The sequence below is a fragment of the Altererythrobacter sp. B11 genome (assembly GCF_003569745.1).
GTDB lineage: Bacteria > Pseudomonadota > Alphaproteobacteria > Sphingomonadales > Sphingomonadaceae > Croceibacterium_C.
In genome coordinates this window covers 3045613-3058534 of record NZ_AP018498.1, presented here as the reverse complement: position 1 = coordinate 3058534, position 12922 = coordinate 3045613, and the positions used below count along the sequence as shown (strand labels likewise).

Genomic DNA, 12922 nt, shown 5'->3' with positions numbered 1-12922 from the left:
ACAGCATCCCGGCGAGCCCGGCCGTTCACCACACCGCGATTTACGCCTTACCAGCGAAGAATTTGCCCTTTTTCCACAGGCTTGCCGCGCAAAAAATCTTTTGCGCTCATCGCCGGTTTGCCCGCCCGCTGCAGCGTGACGGGGCGAATCGCGGCATTGCCGCAGGCGATCGTCAGCTCATCGTCCAGCACGGTGCCGGGCGCGCCATTCACGCCGATCACATGGGCGCGCAGCAGCTTCACGCGTTCGCCCTCCAGCTCGAACCACGAGCCGGGGAAGGGGGCGAAGGCGCGCACCTCGCGCTCGATCAGTTCGGCGGGCCTGGTCCAGTCGATCCGCGCTTCGGCCTTGTCGATCTTGGCCGCATGGGTGGCGCCGAATTCGTCCTGCGGCTCGGCCCGCAGGCCGGGCAGCTGCGCCAGCGTCTCCACCATCAGCCGCCCGCCGATCTCCGCCAGTTCCTGATGCAATTCGCCGCTGGTCTTGTCCTCCACCGGCACGCGCGCCGTTGCCAGCACCGGGCCCGTGTCGAGCCCGGCTTCCATGCGCATGATGCAAACGCCCGTCATGGTATCGCCCGCCAGGATCGCCCGCTGGATCGGCGCCGCCCCGCGCCAGCGCGGCAGCAGCGAGGCGTGGACGTTGAGGCAGCCGTGGCGCGGGCCTTCCAGCAGCGGCGGGGGCAGGATCAGGCCATAGGCGACCACCACCGCCACATCGGCATCGAGAGCGAGGAAATCGGCCTCCACCTGCAGATCGCGCAGGCGCTGCGGCGTGCGCACCTCCAGCCCCAGCTCCAGCGCCGCCTGGTGCACGGGGGAGGGGCGTTCGCGCTTCCCTCGCCCGGCCGGGCGCGGCGGCTGGGAATAGACCGCGGCGATCTCATGCCCCGCTTCGTGAAGCGCCCGGAGGGTCGGCACCGAGAATTCGGGCGTGCCCATGAAGATGATGCGCATGTGCCAACCCTTTCTATCCGCGGCAGCTGGCCCTATCTGCGGGGGCATGGCATCGCAAGAGATCGAGGCGCTCAGCGCCGCGCTGGCCCGGCTGCCGGGCCTCGGCCCGCGCTCCGCACGGCGTGCGGTGCTGTGGCTGGTGAAGCGGCGCGATACGGCGCTGGGCCAGCTGGTGGAGGCCCTGGCGGCGGTGCAGGAAACGCTGGTGGAATGCAGCACCTGCGGAAATGTGGATACGCGCGATCCCTGCGGCATCTGCGCCGATCCGCGCCGCGATGCCCGGCAGCTGTGCGTGGTGGAGGACGTGGCGGATCTCTGGGCGCTCGACCGTGCGCGCCTGTTCACCGGCCGCTATCATGTGCTCGGCGGGCGCCTCTCCGCGCTGGAGGGCGTGCGGCCGGAAGACCTGTCGATCGGCCGCCTGCTCGATCGCGTGGCCGAAGGCGGGGTGGACGAGGTGGTGCTGGCGATGAACGCCACGCTGGAAGGGCAGACGACGGCGCATTATCTGGCGGAGCGGCTGGAGACCTATCCGGTGCGGATCACCCAGCTGGCGCATGGCCTGCCGGTGGGGGGTGAGCTCGATTATCTCGACGAGGGCACACTGGCGCAGGCGCTGCGCGCGCGGCGGCCCGTAGGCTGACGCGGAGCGCGGCTCAGGGCGAGCGAGGATCGGAAGGGAGCCATGCAAACAGCATGCGCACCAACCTTGCCGGCCGTCGCGCGAGGCATTATCTTCGCCGCATGGCCATACGCGAAATCATTGAAGTGCCGGATCCCCGGCTGAAAACCGTGTCCAAGCCCGTCGAAACCTTCGACGCGGAGCTGAAGACGCTGGTCGAGGACATGTTCGAGACGATGTACCATGCCCATGGCATCGGCCTCGCCGCCATTCAGGTCGGCGTGCCGCTGCGCGTGCTGGTGATCGACCTGCAGCCGGAGGACCCCGATGCGGAGCCCGAGGTCTGCCATCACGACGGGCATGAGCACACGCATCAGCCGACCCGGCGGGAACCGCGCGTGTTCGTGAATCCGGAAATCCTCGATCCTTCCGAGCAGTTCAACACCTATCAGGAAGGCTGCCTGTCGGTGCCGGACATCTATGCCGACGTCGATCGCCCGCTGAGCTGCCGGGTGCGCTGGCAGGATCTGCAAGGCACCGTCCATGAAGAGCAGATGGAGGGGCTGATGGCCACCTGCATCCAGCACGAGATGGACCATCTCGAAGGCATTCTGTTCATCGACCACCTCAGCCGCCTGAAGCGCGGCATGGCGCTGAAGAAGCTGGAAAAGCTGCGCAAGGCGGCCTGAGGCTGGTCTTTAGTTGAGGGGCGGGGCGGTTCAGGCCGCCTCGTGCGCCTCGTCGTTCAGCGTTTCCAGCGCCTTGCGGCAATCCTCGGCGCATTCGCGGCACATCTGCGCGCAGCGGCGGCAGTGGGCATTGTCATGCTGGCTGCACTCGGCTTCGCACACCTCGCAGGCAGCGATGCAGGTCGCCAGCAGGCTGCGGATGAGCTGCCGGTTGTGATCGGTGCGGCGGCTCGCCACGCGATAGGTGGCGGTGCACACGTCCGAGCAATCCAGGCACAGGCGGATGCAGCGGCGCATCTCCATCTCTTCGGCCGAACAGGCATCGGCGCAGCTGTTGCAGATCGCGGCGCAATACATGGCGTGCTTCACCGCCTGCCCCAGCTGTGGGTTGTAATCGCCCCCGACCTGCGGGTGTTCGGCAATCATCTTCTCGATCGACATCGCATGCTCCTTTCATCCGATTGAGCGAATGAGGGGCAGGAGCGGTTCCGGCCGCGCCGCGGAAGTGAACCTGCGGAACCGGTCGGGCGCCCGGCGGATTTGGCTCTCATGCTCACCGATGCGCAGATGCTCTCCTTCGCCACGGGCGTCGCCCGGCTGTTCGAATTCGCCGGCATCGGCGTGATCATCGCGGGAACGCTGCTCGCCATGGTGCAGTTCGCGCTGGGCGGGCTGGGCCTTCCCAGCGGGCGCCGATCGGCTGCTCGCGGCGATCTCGTTCCCGGCTTCCGCAAGACGCTGGGCCGCTCGATCCTGACCGGACTCGAACTGCTGGTGGCGGCCGACATCATCCGCACCGTGGCGGTGGAGCCCACGCTGCAGAGCGTGCTGGTGCTGGGCCTGATCGTGATCATCCGCACCTTCCTGTCGTTCAGCCTGGAGGTGGAGATCGACGGGCGCTGGCCCTGGCAGAAACCCGCGGGCTGAGTGAGTCCAAGCAGAAAGGGCCTCCCCTTGCGGAGCGGCCCTTTCCCGTTTCAGCGGTGACGAAGCCTCAGAACAGGCCTTCGATCTGGCCGTTCTCGTCGAGATAGATGTTCTCGGCCGAAGGAACCTTGGGCAGGCCCGGCATGGTCATGATGTCGCCCGCGATGGCGACCACGAAGCCGGCACCGGCCGAGAGGCGCACTTCGCGGATGGCGATCTCGTGACCTTCGGGCGCGCCGAGCGCGGTCGGGTCGGTCGAGAAGCTGTACTGCGTCTTGGCCATGCACACCGGATATTCGCCATAGCCCATCTCTTCCCACTGCTTCAGCTGCTTGCGCACCGAAGTGGGGATGGCGACCGAGGCCGCGCGATAGATTTCGGTGGCGACGGTCTCGATCTTCTCGGCCAGCGGCATCGCGCTCGGATAGAGCTGGTTGAAATCGGGGGCGCCGGCATCGGCCTTCTTGCTCACGATCTCGGCCAGTTCTCGCGCACCTTCGCCGCCTTCGGCCCAGTGCTTGCAGATCACGGCATCGGCGCCATAGCTCTCGGCCATTTCCTTGATCACGGCGATCTCGGCATCGGTATCGAGATAGAAGTGATTGATCGCGATGGTCGGCGTGATGCCGAACTTCTTCACGTTCTCGATATGGCGCTTGAGGTTGACCGAACCGGCGCGGACGGCCTCGACATTCTCACCCTTGGTGAGGTCGGCCTTGGGCACGCCGCCGTTCATCTTGAGCGAGCGGACCGTCGCTACCAGCACGATCGCGTCGGGCTTGAGGCCGGCGAGGCGGCACTTGATGTCCATGAACTTCTCGGCACCCAGGTCGGCGCCGAAGCCGGCCTCGGTCACGACGTAGTCGGCCATCTGCAGCGCGGTCTTGGTGGCGATCACCGAGTTGCAGCCATGGGCGATGTTGGCGAAGGGGCCGCCGTGCAGGAAGGCCGGGTTGTTTTCCAGCGTCTGCACCAGGTTCGGCAGGATCGCGTCCTTCAGCAGCACGGTCATCGCGCGGTCGGCCTTGATGTCGCGGCAGAACACCGGGGTCTTGTCGCGGCGATAGCCGATGATGATGTCGCCCAGGCGCTTCTGCAGATCGTCGAGATCGCTGGCGAGGCACAGGATCGCCATGATTTCGGACGCCACGGTGATGTCGAAGCCGGTTTCGCGCGGGAAGCCGTTCGACACGCCGCCGAGCGGGCCGACGATCTGGCGCAGCGCGCGATCGTTCATGTCCAGCACGCGGCGCCAGGTCACGCGGCGCAGGTCGATGTCGTTCGGGTTGCCCCAGTAGATCGAGTTGTCGATCATCGCGCTCAGCAGATTGTGCGCGCTGGTGATGGCGTGGAAGTCACCCGTGAAGTGCAGGTTGATCTCGTCCATCGGCATGACCTGGCTCTTGCCGCCGCCGGCGCCGCCGCCCTTGACGCCGAAGCACGGGCCCAGGCTCGGCTCACGCAGGCACAGCATGGTCTTCTTGCCGATCAGGTGCAGCGCGTCGCTGAGGCCGACCGAGGTCGTGGTCTTGCCTTCGCCGGCCGGAGTCGGGTTGATCGCGGTGACGAGGATCAGCTTGCCGTTCGAATCCTTGGGCAGCGCCGCCGTGTCCACCTTGGCCTTGTACTTGCCATAGGGGATCAGCGCATCGTCCGGCACGCCGGCCTTCTTGGCCACTTCGGTGATGGGGATCAGGGTAGCCTGACGGGCGATCTCGATATCGGTGGGCATCGGTGTCCTCTCCGTTGGGGGCAATTGCCAAGTCGAATTCCGGCGGCTCGTGCCGCAGATTTTTCGCAATCACGAAAATTTCGTAATCACGAATTGTAAGCGGTCCATACAATCTTCCGGGCGGAATGCTCAAGCCCGATTCTTGCGGGCTGATGACGGGCGGGCGGTGGATTGTTGCCGCAGCGGGGTTGCGGGCACCATGCGTCGCCGTTACGTTCCATTTTCGTTCCCTTTGCGGCAGGTGTCATGGATCCCCTCTTCGCCATACTTCTTATCGTCGCCCTTCTGGCGGGCGCGGGGCTCGGCTGGTTCATGGGCTCGCGGCCCGTGGCGGAGTGGAAGCAGCGCCACGGCGAAAGTCATTCGCGGGCAGAGGAGCTGGACGGCCGCTTCCGCCAGGCGATCGTCGATCTGGAAAATGCCAGCGTGCGCGCCCAGCGGGCGGAGGCTCTGGCCGAGCAGCTGGAGGCTGTGCGGGGGGAACGCGAACGGCTCGGCGCCGAACTCGCCACGCTGAAGGCTAATGCCGCCAATTTCGAGGAGCAGAAGCGCCTGCTGATGGACGCGCGGGCGGAACTGCTGAAGGAGTTCCAGCTCACCGGGACGAAGGTGCTGGGCCGCGCACAGGAAGAATTCCTGAAGAATGCCACCGAACGCTTCGGCAATTCGGAGAAGGCGAGCAAGGAAGCCATGGCGGCGCTGCTGCGCCCGGTGGACGAACGGCTGAAGAGCTATGAGCGCCAGGTGAGCGAGCTGGAAGCGAAGCGGGTGGATGCCTTCGGCCAGCTCACGGGACTGATCCAGTCGATGCGCGAAGGGCAGCAGGCGGTGCAGGCGGAAGCGATGAAGCTGTCCAGCGCGCTCACCAATGCGCCCAAGGCGCGCGGGCGGTGGGGCGAGCGTGCGTTGCAGAATGTGCTGGAACAATGCGGTCTCACCCAGCACACCGATTTCTTCCTGGAACAGTCGATCGACACGGAGGACGGCCGGCTGCGCCCCGACGCGATCGTGCGAATTCCCGGGAAGAAGATGCTGGTGATCGACGCCAAAGTGTCGCTCAAGGCCTATCAGGAAGCCTTCGAGACGGACGAGGGCGAGGTGCGCCGCCTTGCTCTGCTGGCCCATGCGCGCTCCATGAAGACCCATGTGCAGCAGCTCGGCGCGAAGAGCTATCAGAGCCAGTTCGAAGAGGCGCCGGACTATGTCGTGATGTTCGTGCCGGGCGAGCATTTCGTCGCCGCCGCCTTGGAAAGCGATCCGGATTTGTGGGACTTCGCTTTCAGGAACAACGTCCTGCTGGCCACGCCTACCAATCTCGTCGCCATCGCCCGCACCGTGGCGCAGGTGTGGCGGCAGGATGCGCTGGCGCAGGAGGCGCGGGCAATCGGCCAGCTGGCCACGGAACTCTATGACCGCATCGCCATTGCCGGCGATCATCTCAAACGTGTCGGTTCGGGCCTTGAAACTGCCGTGACCAATTACAACAAATTTGTCGGCAGCTATGAGCGGAACGTCCTGTCCTCCGCTCGCAAATTGCGCGACAAGGGAATCGAAACCGGCAAACGCGATGCCGAAGAGGTTCAGCTGGTCGAAAGCGCGCCGCGTTATACGGCTGCGGATATAGAGGAAACGGATGGTCCGCGTCTCGTGGAGAACGGCCCGATGGAGGGAGTGGAAGGATCGGGATGAGGTTCGGAATTGGGATTGCCGCGGCGGCGCTGGTGCTTGGTGCCTGCAGCCAGGAAAGCGCGCCGTCGGACACGGTAGAGGAAGCCGCCGAGAACATCGTGGATGTGGCGCAGGGCGATCCCACCGAGACGCCCCATGTGGCCGAAGGGCCTTACGCCCCGCGTGACGAGTGCGTGGGGCTGGAAGGCGCCGATGCCTTCCGCCAGAAACTGGCCGAAGTGGTGAAGGCGCGCGATGTGGACGGCTTCGCCGCGCTCGCCGCCAGCGACATCAAGCTCGATTTCGGCGGCGGCGGCGGCACGCAGGAACTGCGTGCCCGGCTGAGCGCACCCGATTCCGACCTGTGGAGCCAGCTGGACAAGCTGATCAAGCTGGGCTGCGCGCGCAATGCGCAGGGCGGCATCACCATGCCGTGGTATTTCGCGCAGGATATTCCCGGCGATGCCTTCTCCAACATGGTCGTGACCGGGGAGGATGTTCCGCTGCTTTCCCCGCAGACCGGCAAGGCGCTGCGCCAGCTTTCCTGGGATGTCGTGGCACTGGTGGACGGGCTCCACCCCGATGCCGCGTTCCAGCAGGTGAAGATCGGCGAGAACACCGGCTATGTTGCCACGCCCATGCTGCGCAGCGTGATCGACTATCGCCTGATCGCGTCCAGCCGCAACGGCAAGTGGAGCATCACCAGCTTCATCGCGGGCGACTGAGGGCCCCGCCGGGGGCTTTCGGCTGTCCTACAGACAGGGCGCGGGGGCAGGGGCTTTCCTGCTCTTTGCCATCGTGTGCTTGCTGTCAGGTTCCGCTTTTACAGGGCTGGAATAAGGAGATTTTTTGTCCGTTACGGGGCAGGGGATTTTCCTGCTTAGAACCCTGTTCCAGCGTGTTCCAGACTGTCCACTACCTGATAGGCCAGAACGGCCCCGGCGACCGCGGCATTGAGGCTGTCGGCCCGGCCGCGCATGGGCATGGTCACGCGCAGGTCGCAGGCCATTTCATACTCTTCCGGCAGGCCGCGCGATTCATTGCCCACCAGGATGAAGCATGGCGCGGCATAGGGTGCCCCGCGATAGGGCTGGGCATCGCGCAGGCTGGCCGCCACCAGCTGCCCGGGGCCGCCGCGAAGCCAGGGCAGGAACTCCTGCCAGGATGCCTGCGCCACCCGCTGGGTGAAGATCGCCCCCATGCTCGCCCGCACTGCCTCGACCGAGAAGGGATCGGCGCAATCGTCGATCAGGATCAGCCCGCCGGCCCCCACCGCGTCCCCGGTGCGCAGCATTGTGCCGAGATTGCCGGGATCGCGCAGCGCCTGCGCCACCAGCCAGATCGGCGCCGCGGCGCGGTCCAGCGCGGCAAGGCTGGTGTCGAATTCCCCGAACACGCCCGCCACCGCCTGCGGATTGTCCTTGCCGGTGATCTTGGCGAGAATATCGGGCGTGGTCTCGATCACTTCGCCGCCAGCGGCGATGACGGCGCCTTCCAGCGCATCCACCAGCGGGTGGGGATCGCGCCCTTCGGCCATCACGAGCATGTCGGGCAGGATGCCGCTCTCGCGCGCGTCGGTCAGCAGCCGCAGCCCTTCGGCCAGGAACTTGCCTTCGCGCCGGCGATGCTTCTTGTCGCGCAGACTGCGCAGATATTTGACCGTGGGGTTGGAGAATCCGGAGATGGTGCGGCGCATCCGTCGCCCCTGCGCCAGCCGGCGGCCAGTTTCAATCCTCGCCGAAGCCGTCCTCGATCATCGCGACCAGTTCCGCCAGCCGCTGTTCCGCCGCCTCACCGGACACCGTCAGCTCGATCCGGTCGCCCTTGGCGGCGCCCAGCATCATCAGGCCGAGGATGGAACCGCCCGCGGCGCTGTTGCCGTCCTTGCTCACCGTCACCTGGCAATCATTCATGGCAGCGACGCAGGCGACGAATTTGGCGCTGGCCCGCGCATGCAGCCCGCGCTTGTTGACGATCATCACTTCGCGGCGTTGTTCTGACATGCCGCCTCTCCCAGACTTTACGCCTCCTGGCCGAGGAACTCGGAGGCGATGGTAATGTAATTGCGCCCCGCGTCGCGCGCGGCATTGGCGGCAGCCCGCAGCTCCATATCCTTGCGCGCGCCGGCAAGGCGGATCAGCATCGGCAGGTTGATCCCGGCGATCACCTCCGTCTTGCCTGTTTGCAGCAGCGAAATGGCGAGGTTGGATGGCGTGCCGCCGAACAGGTCGGTCAGGATGATGACCCCGCCGCCCGAATCCACCGTCTTGATGGCATCGGCGATTTCCTTGCGGCGCGCCTCCATATCGTCGTGCGGCCCGATGCACACGGTCGCGACGTCGGTCTGGCCGCCGACGACATGCTCCATCGCGTGCACGAATTCCTCGGCCAACCGGCCATGGGTCACCAGGATCAGTCCGATCATGAAAGGTGGCGTCTCATCGACAGAAGGCCCGCATTCGTCGCGCATGGCATGGTGGCCGGGCGCCCCCGCTGGAGGTTGGAACAGGTCACGGCTGATGCGGCCCTTCGATCATTTCGGCAGCTCGCGACCCCAGGTTGCGATGCAGCACAGTGGGCGAAAAGCCCCCTTCGCGCAAGGCCCCGGCAATCTGTTCCGCCATGAATACCGAACGGTGTCTCCCCCCGGTACAGCCGAAAGCGATGTTCACATAGCTTTTGCCCTGCGCGGCATAGCGCGGCAGCAGCTCCAGCAACAGGTCGCGAATCCGCGCGAAGGCCGACGCGAAGCTGGGGTCGCGGCGGATGTGTTCGCCCACGCTGGGGTCGCGGCCGGTTAGCGGGCGCAGCTCCGGATCCCAATGGGGATTGTCCAGAAAGCGCATGTCGAACACCAGATCGGCCACCGGCGGCATCCCGCGCGAGAAGCCGAAGCTGGACACGGTCACGGTCATTTCCTGCGGGGCGGTGGGGGCGAACAATTCGCGGATCCGCAGCTTAAGATCGTTGCTGGAAAAATGGGTGGTGTCGATCAGCACGTCAGCCCAGCGGCGCAGGGGGGACAGCAGCTCGCGCTCGGCCGCGATCCCCGTGGCGACGGGCAGATCCTGCGCCAGGAAATGGCGCCGCCGCGTTTCGTTGAAGCGCCGCTCCAGCTCGGTGCCGGCACAGTCGAGGAACAGCGTCGTCACCGTCAGATCGTCGCGCGCGGCCAGCTTCTTCACCCGCTCGATGATCTCTTCGGGCAGGAAGCCGCGCGTGCGGCAATCGAAGCCGATGGCCAGCGAATGGCCGCCCGGCTCCCCGCCCAGCAGGCGCTGCAGCAGGCGAATCGGGAAATTGTCGATCGCTTCCCAGCCCAGGTCCTCCAGCTCGCGCAGCGCGGTGGTCTTGCCCGCCCCCAGCATGCCGGTGACGAGGAGGATGCGCTGGCGGTTCTCGGCAGAAGCGTCGGCCATGCGCCAGCCTGTGCCTGCGCTGCGCCGAAAAGGAAAGAGGGGCTCAGCGCAGGCCGTGGATTTCCAGCGCATATTCGGCGCGCAGGCCCAGCACCGGGCTCTCCGGCCACAGCCGCACCAGCGGCACGGCAAGGCCGCCGCGGGTCGCCTGTTCGGCCTGTTCGACGAAGCGCGGCGCCGCAGGATCCAGCGCCAGCGCCAAGGCGACGGGTGCTTCCACCGGCTCCATCTGCGCAAGGCCCACGTTGCGGATTTCGATCAGCCCGGCGATGTTCGGCGGGGGCAGGGCCCACAGCCGCCCCTCACGCTGCTCCAGCCGCACGCCGTCATCGCCCACCAGCTGCGCGCCCCGGTCGATGAGCGCGAGGGCAAGGCTGGACTTGCCGCTGCCGGGCGGCCCTTCGATCAGCAGCGCGCGGCCGCCGATGGCCACGCAACTCGCCTGGTGCAGTGTCTCGCTCATGCTGCGGGCAGTTCCAGCAGCAGGCAGGCGCCGGCATGCCCGTCCGGCCGGTCGGACACGCGCAGCTTGCCGTCATGCGCCTCGGCAATGGTGCGCGCGATGGCGAGGCCGAGGCCGCTGTGGTCGCCGAAGCTCTCCGCCGCCGGCCGGTCCGAATGGAAGCGGGTGAACACCTTCTCTCGCGCGTCCTCGGGGATTCCCGGTCCTTCGTCGCACACGCTGGCCCGCACTGTCTCTCCATCGCGCTCGATGCCGACGGAGATGGTGCCGCCGGGCGGGGAGAAAGAGACGGCGTTGTCCAGCAGATTGTCGATCACCCGCTCGATGCGGATCGGCACGCCCATCACCAGCGCGGCCTCATCCCCAAGTGCGATGGCGACCTGGCGGCCTTCGTTGAGCCCGCGATCCTCGCGCGCGGCGACGACATTGGCGACGAGTTCGGCCAGGTCGATCGGTTCGAAGGTGGCGCGGCTCAGCTCCGCATCGATCCGGCTTGCCTCCGCGATTTCGGTCACCAGCCGGTCGATCCGTCGCACGTCATGCGCCGCGACCTCGGTCAGCTGTTCGCGCAGATCCGGGTCGGCCACGCGGGGCAGCGATTCGAGCGCGCTGCGCAGGCTAGCGAGCGGGTTCTTGATTTCATGCGCCACATCGGCGGCAAACATCTCCACTGCGTCGATCCGGTGGCGCAGGGCGCTTGTCATATCGGACACCGCGCGGGCGAGCACGCCGATCTCATCTCCGCGAGATTGCATGCGCGGTACCTCCACCTCGCGCTCCCGCCCCAGCCGCACCCGCACCGCCGCGCGAACGAGCCGCCGCAGCGGTTCGATGATCGTGCGCGCGAGATAGAGCGACAGGACGATGGAAAGCCCCAGCGCGGCCGTCATCAGTGCGAGCAAAGAGGTGCGCGCATCCCGCACGGCCTGGGTGATGTCCGCCGCATTGCGGGTGGTCAGCAGGGTGGAACCCTTGAGCCCGACCGGCGCAGCGGCGGTGATGACCGGGGTGAGATCGGATGCCCGGCGCAGCTCGATCTGGGTGAGGCCCTGCTCACGCGCGCGGACCAGTTCGGGCCAATCGGCCGCGCGGTCGCTCTCCGGATCGACAAACGGGGGCGGAGAGGGGGCGCCCACCGCAAAGTCGACGGCCAGATCGACCAGCCGGGCCAGATCCTGCGGCCAGGGCGCCGCCACCGGATCGCCTAGAGTGAAAGACGGCTTGTCGAGAGCGAAGCTGTCCGCCCACAGATGGCCTTCGGCGTCATACATGCGCAGCCGCATGTGCTGTTCCTTGCCGATCTGGATCAGCAGCGCTTCCTGCCGCTCCCGACTGGCGCCGGCCAGCGCCTCGGCCGTGATCTGCGCTTCGATCCGTGCGAGCTTGAACCGCTCGTCGAGCAATTGCCGGCGATAGGAATCGAGGAAGAACAGGCTGCCCGCCAGCAGCATCAGCGGGATCAGATTGACCGCCAGGATGCGCGCGGTGAGCGAGGTGTTGAGCGGAAAGGCCAGCCGCTCCAGCCGCCCGCCGCCCGCCGGGGCCTCAGACATCGGAGAAGCTGTAGCCCGCACCATAGAGGGTGGAGATCGCGCCGAATTCGGGATCGGCGGCGCGGAATTTGCGCCGCAGCCGCTTGATATGGCTGTCCACCGTGCGATCGTCCACGAACACGTCATCGGGATAGGCCGCGTCCATCAATTGGTTGCGGCTCTTGATGACGCCGGGGCGCTGAGCCAGTGCCTCGAGGATCAGGAACTCCGTGACGGTGAGGGAGACCGGGCGCCCGTCCCAGGTCACCTGATGGCGGGCCGGATCCATTACCAGCCGGCCGCGCGCAATCACCGCACCTTCCGGGATAGCGGGCGATGGGGAACCCGGCTCCGCCTCGCGCACCGGCCCGGCGCGGCGCAAAATCGCGCGGATCCGCGCCAGCAACAGCCGCTGGCTGAACGGCTTGGCGATATAGTCGTCGGCCCCCAGGGCGAGGCCGGCTTCCTCGTCCTGTTCCTGATCCTTGCTGGTGAGGAAGATGACGGGGAGCTGGGAGTATTCGCGCAGCCGGGCGAGCAGTTCCATCCCGTCCATCCGCGGCATCTTGATGTCGAACACCGCGAGGTCCGGCGGGTTCTCGCGCAGCGCCTTCAGCGCCGCCTCGCCGTCGGAATAGACCCGCACGGCATAACCTTCCGCCTGCAGCGCGATCGACAGCGTGGTGAGGATGTTGCGATCGTCATCGACCAGCGCGATGCTGCGCGGAAGCTCCGGCGCGGGCGGGGGCTGGTCCTCGCTCATCCTGCTGATCGGCACGGGTCGTCGAACATGGCTTGCGCCCTAACGCGAACGCCCGAAAAGAACAATCATGCCGCACCGGCTGGCGCGTAGACTCCGTGAGAAAGGTCTGGCGGGAAAGGGCTTTTTTCCGACATGGTCAATTCCGGCACAT

General features: G+C 66.6%; 15 protein-coding genes. 5 read left to right on the top strand and 10 right to left on the bottom strand.

The annotated features are described in order from the left end of the window. Nucleotides 1–47: 47 nt before the first annotated feature. Nucleotides 48–956, bottom strand: a complete 909-nt coding sequence (gene fmt / locus AEB_RS14570) for a methionyl-tRNA formyltransferase (RefSeq protein WP_119083787.1) — start codon at nt 954–956, stop codon at nt 48–50. Between the two features lie 46 nt (nt 957–1002). Here fmt and recR point away from each other — a divergent pair, with 46 nt between their 5' ends. Next, on the top strand, nt 1003–1599 hold the full coding sequence (gene recR / locus AEB_RS14565) for a recombination mediator RecR (RefSeq protein ID WP_119083786.1): 597 nt from the start codon (nt 1003–1005) through the stop codon (nt 1597–1599). A 101-nt stretch (nt 1600–1700) separates the two neighbouring features. Continuing rightward, nucleotides 1701–2267, top strand: a complete 567-nt coding sequence (locus AEB_RS14560; RefSeq protein WP_119084663.1) for a peptide deformylase — start codon at nt 1701–1703, stop codon at nt 2265–2267. Nucleotides 2268–2297: 30 nt separating this feature from the next. On the opposite strand, the gene AEB_RS14555 is transcribed toward AEB_RS14560, so the two are convergent. Further along, on the bottom strand, nt 2298–2708 hold the full coding sequence (locus AEB_RS14555) for a four-helix bundle copper-binding protein (protein WP_119083785.1): 411 nt from the start codon (nt 2706–2708) through the stop codon (nt 2298–2300). 108 nt (nt 2709–2816) lie between these two features. On the opposite strand from AEB_RS14555, the gene AEB_RS14550 reads away from it, so the two are divergent. Next, on the top strand, nt 2817–3194 hold the full coding sequence (locus AEB_RS14550) for a DUF1622 domain-containing protein (protein ID WP_231958754.1): 378 nt from the start codon (nt 2817–2819) through the stop codon (nt 3192–3194). 67 nt (nt 3195–3261) lie between these two features. On the opposite strand, the gene AEB_RS14545 is transcribed toward AEB_RS14550, so the two are convergent. Then, complete coding sequence (locus tag AEB_RS14545; protein ID WP_119083784.1) at nt 3262–4926, bottom strand: formate--tetrahydrofolate ligase; 1665 nt, start codon at nt 4924–4926, stop codon at nt 3262–3264. Between the two features lie 246 nt (nt 4927–5172). Between AEB_RS14545 and rmuC the strand changes: the two genes are divergently transcribed. Together rmuC and AEB_RS14535 are read left to right on the top strand one after the other, a co-directional pair. Further along, nucleotides 5173–6615, top strand: coding sequence for a DNA recombination protein RmuC (rmuC, locus tag AEB_RS14540; protein WP_119083783.1), 1443 nt, complete (start codon nt 5173–5175; stop codon nt 6613–6615). After that, entirely contained in the window at nt 6612–7319 is a 708-nt protein-coding gene (locus AEB_RS14535) for a hypothetical protein (RefSeq protein ID WP_119083782.1), read from the top strand. Before rmuC ends, AEB_RS14535 begins: the two co-directional genes overlap by 4 nt. A 155-nt stretch (nt 7320–7474) precedes the next feature. Here AEB_RS14535 and AEB_RS14530 read toward each other — a convergent pair whose 3' ends face one another. The 7 genes from AEB_RS14530 to AEB_RS14500 all read right to left on the bottom strand — a co-directional run bounded on the left by AEB_RS14530 (nt 7475) and on the right by AEB_RS14500 (nt 12771). After that, nucleotides 7475–8290 (bottom strand): TrmH family RNA methyltransferase, encoded by an 816-nt coding sequence (locus tag AEB_RS14530; protein ID WP_119083781.1) that lies wholly within the window; start codon nt 8288–8290, stop codon nt 7475–7477. Between the two features lie 31 nt (nt 8291–8321). After that, a complete protein-coding gene (locus AEB_RS14525; protein WP_119083780.1) occupies nt 8322–8597 on the bottom strand; it encodes an HPr family phosphocarrier protein in 276 nt (91 codons plus the stop codon). A 17-nt stretch (nt 8598–8614) separates the two neighbouring features. Beyond that, nucleotides 8615–9019, bottom strand: a complete 405-nt coding sequence (locus AEB_RS14520; protein ID WP_119083779.1) for a PTS sugar transporter subunit IIA — start codon at nt 9017–9019, stop codon at nt 8615–8617. A gap of 85 nt (nt 9020–9104) precedes the next feature. Next, the gene (gene rapZ, locus AEB_RS14515; protein ID WP_119083778.1) at nt 9105–10013 is read right to left on the bottom strand and encodes an RNase adapter RapZ; all 909 of its coding nucleotides are present in this window, start codon (nt 10011–10013) and stop codon (nt 9105–9107) included. Nucleotides 10014–10056: 43 nt separating this feature from the next. Beyond that, a complete protein-coding gene (locus AEB_RS14510; RefSeq protein WP_119083777.1) occupies nt 10057–10476 on the bottom strand; it encodes an HPr kinase/phosphorylase in 420 nt (139 codons plus the stop codon). After that, nucleotides 10473–12029, bottom strand: a complete 1557-nt coding sequence (locus AEB_RS14505; protein WP_119083776.1) for an ATP-binding protein — start codon at nt 12027–12029, stop codon at nt 10473–10475. The genes AEB_RS14510 and AEB_RS14505 overlap by 4 nt, the downstream gene beginning before the upstream one ends. Beyond that, nucleotides 12022–12771, bottom strand: coding sequence for a response regulator transcription factor (locus tag AEB_RS14500; RefSeq protein WP_119083775.1), 750 nt, complete (start codon nt 12769–12771; stop codon nt 12022–12024). The genes AEB_RS14505 and AEB_RS14500 overlap by 8 nt, the downstream gene beginning before the upstream one ends. Nucleotides 12772–12922 lie beyond the last annotated feature (151 nt).

Bases quoted from the DNA above. Each gene is read 5' to 3' on its own strand.
- AEB_RS14535 (WP_119083782.1), top strand. From the start codon at position 6,612: ATGAGGTTCGGAATTGGGATTGCCGCGGCGGCGCTGGTGCTTGGTGCC.
- fmt (WP_119083787.1), bottom strand. From the start codon at position 956: ATGCGCATCATCTTCATGGGCACGCCCGAATTCTCGGTGCCGACCCTC.
- AEB_RS14560 (WP_119084663.1), top strand. From the start codon at position 1,701: ATGGCCATACGCGAAATCATTGAAGTGCCGGATCCCCGGCTGAAAACC.
- AEB_RS14510 (WP_119083777.1), bottom strand. From the start codon at position 10,476: ATGAGCGAGACACTGCACCAGGCGAGTTGCGTGGCCATCGGCGGCCGC.
- rmuC (WP_119083783.1), top strand. From the start codon at position 5,173: ATGGATCCCCTCTTCGCCATACTTCTTATCGTCGCCCTTCTGGCGGGC.
- AEB_RS14505 (WP_119083776.1), bottom strand. From the start codon at position 12,029: ATGTCTGAGGCCCCGGCGGGCGGCGGGCGGCTGGAGCGGCTGGCCTTT.
- AEB_RS14525 (WP_119083780.1), bottom strand. From the start codon at position 8,597: ATGTCAGAACAACGCCGCGAAGTGATGATCGTCAACAAGCGCGGGCTG.
- AEB_RS14550 (WP_231958754.1), top strand. From the start codon at position 2,817: ATGCTCACCGATGCGCAGATGCTCTCCTTCGCCACGGGCGTCGCCCGG.
- AEB_RS14520 (WP_119083779.1), bottom strand. From the start codon at position 9,019: ATGATCGGACTGATCCTGGTGACCCATGGCCGGTTGGCCGAGGAATTC.
- AEB_RS14545 (WP_119083784.1), bottom strand. From the start codon at position 4,926: ATGCCCACCGATATCGAGATCGCCCGTCAGGCTACCCTGATCCCCATC.
- recR (WP_119083786.1), top strand. From the start codon at position 1,003: ATGGCATCGCAAGAGATCGAGGCGCTCAGCGCCGCGCTGGCCCGGCTG.
- AEB_RS14555 (WP_119083785.1), bottom strand. From the start codon at position 2,708: ATGTCGATCGAGAAGATGATTGCCGAACACCCGCAGGTCGGGGGCGAT.
- AEB_RS14500 (WP_119083775.1), bottom strand. From the start codon at position 12,771: ATGAGCGAGGACCAGCCCCCGCCCGCGCCGGAGCTTCCGCGCAGCATC.
- rapZ (WP_119083778.1), bottom strand. From the start codon at position 10,013: ATGGCCGACGCTTCTGCCGAGAACCGCCAGCGCATCCTCCTCGTCACC.
- AEB_RS14530 (WP_119083781.1), bottom strand. From the start codon at position 8,290: ATGCGCCGCACCATCTCCGGATTCTCCAACCCCACGGTCAAATATCTG.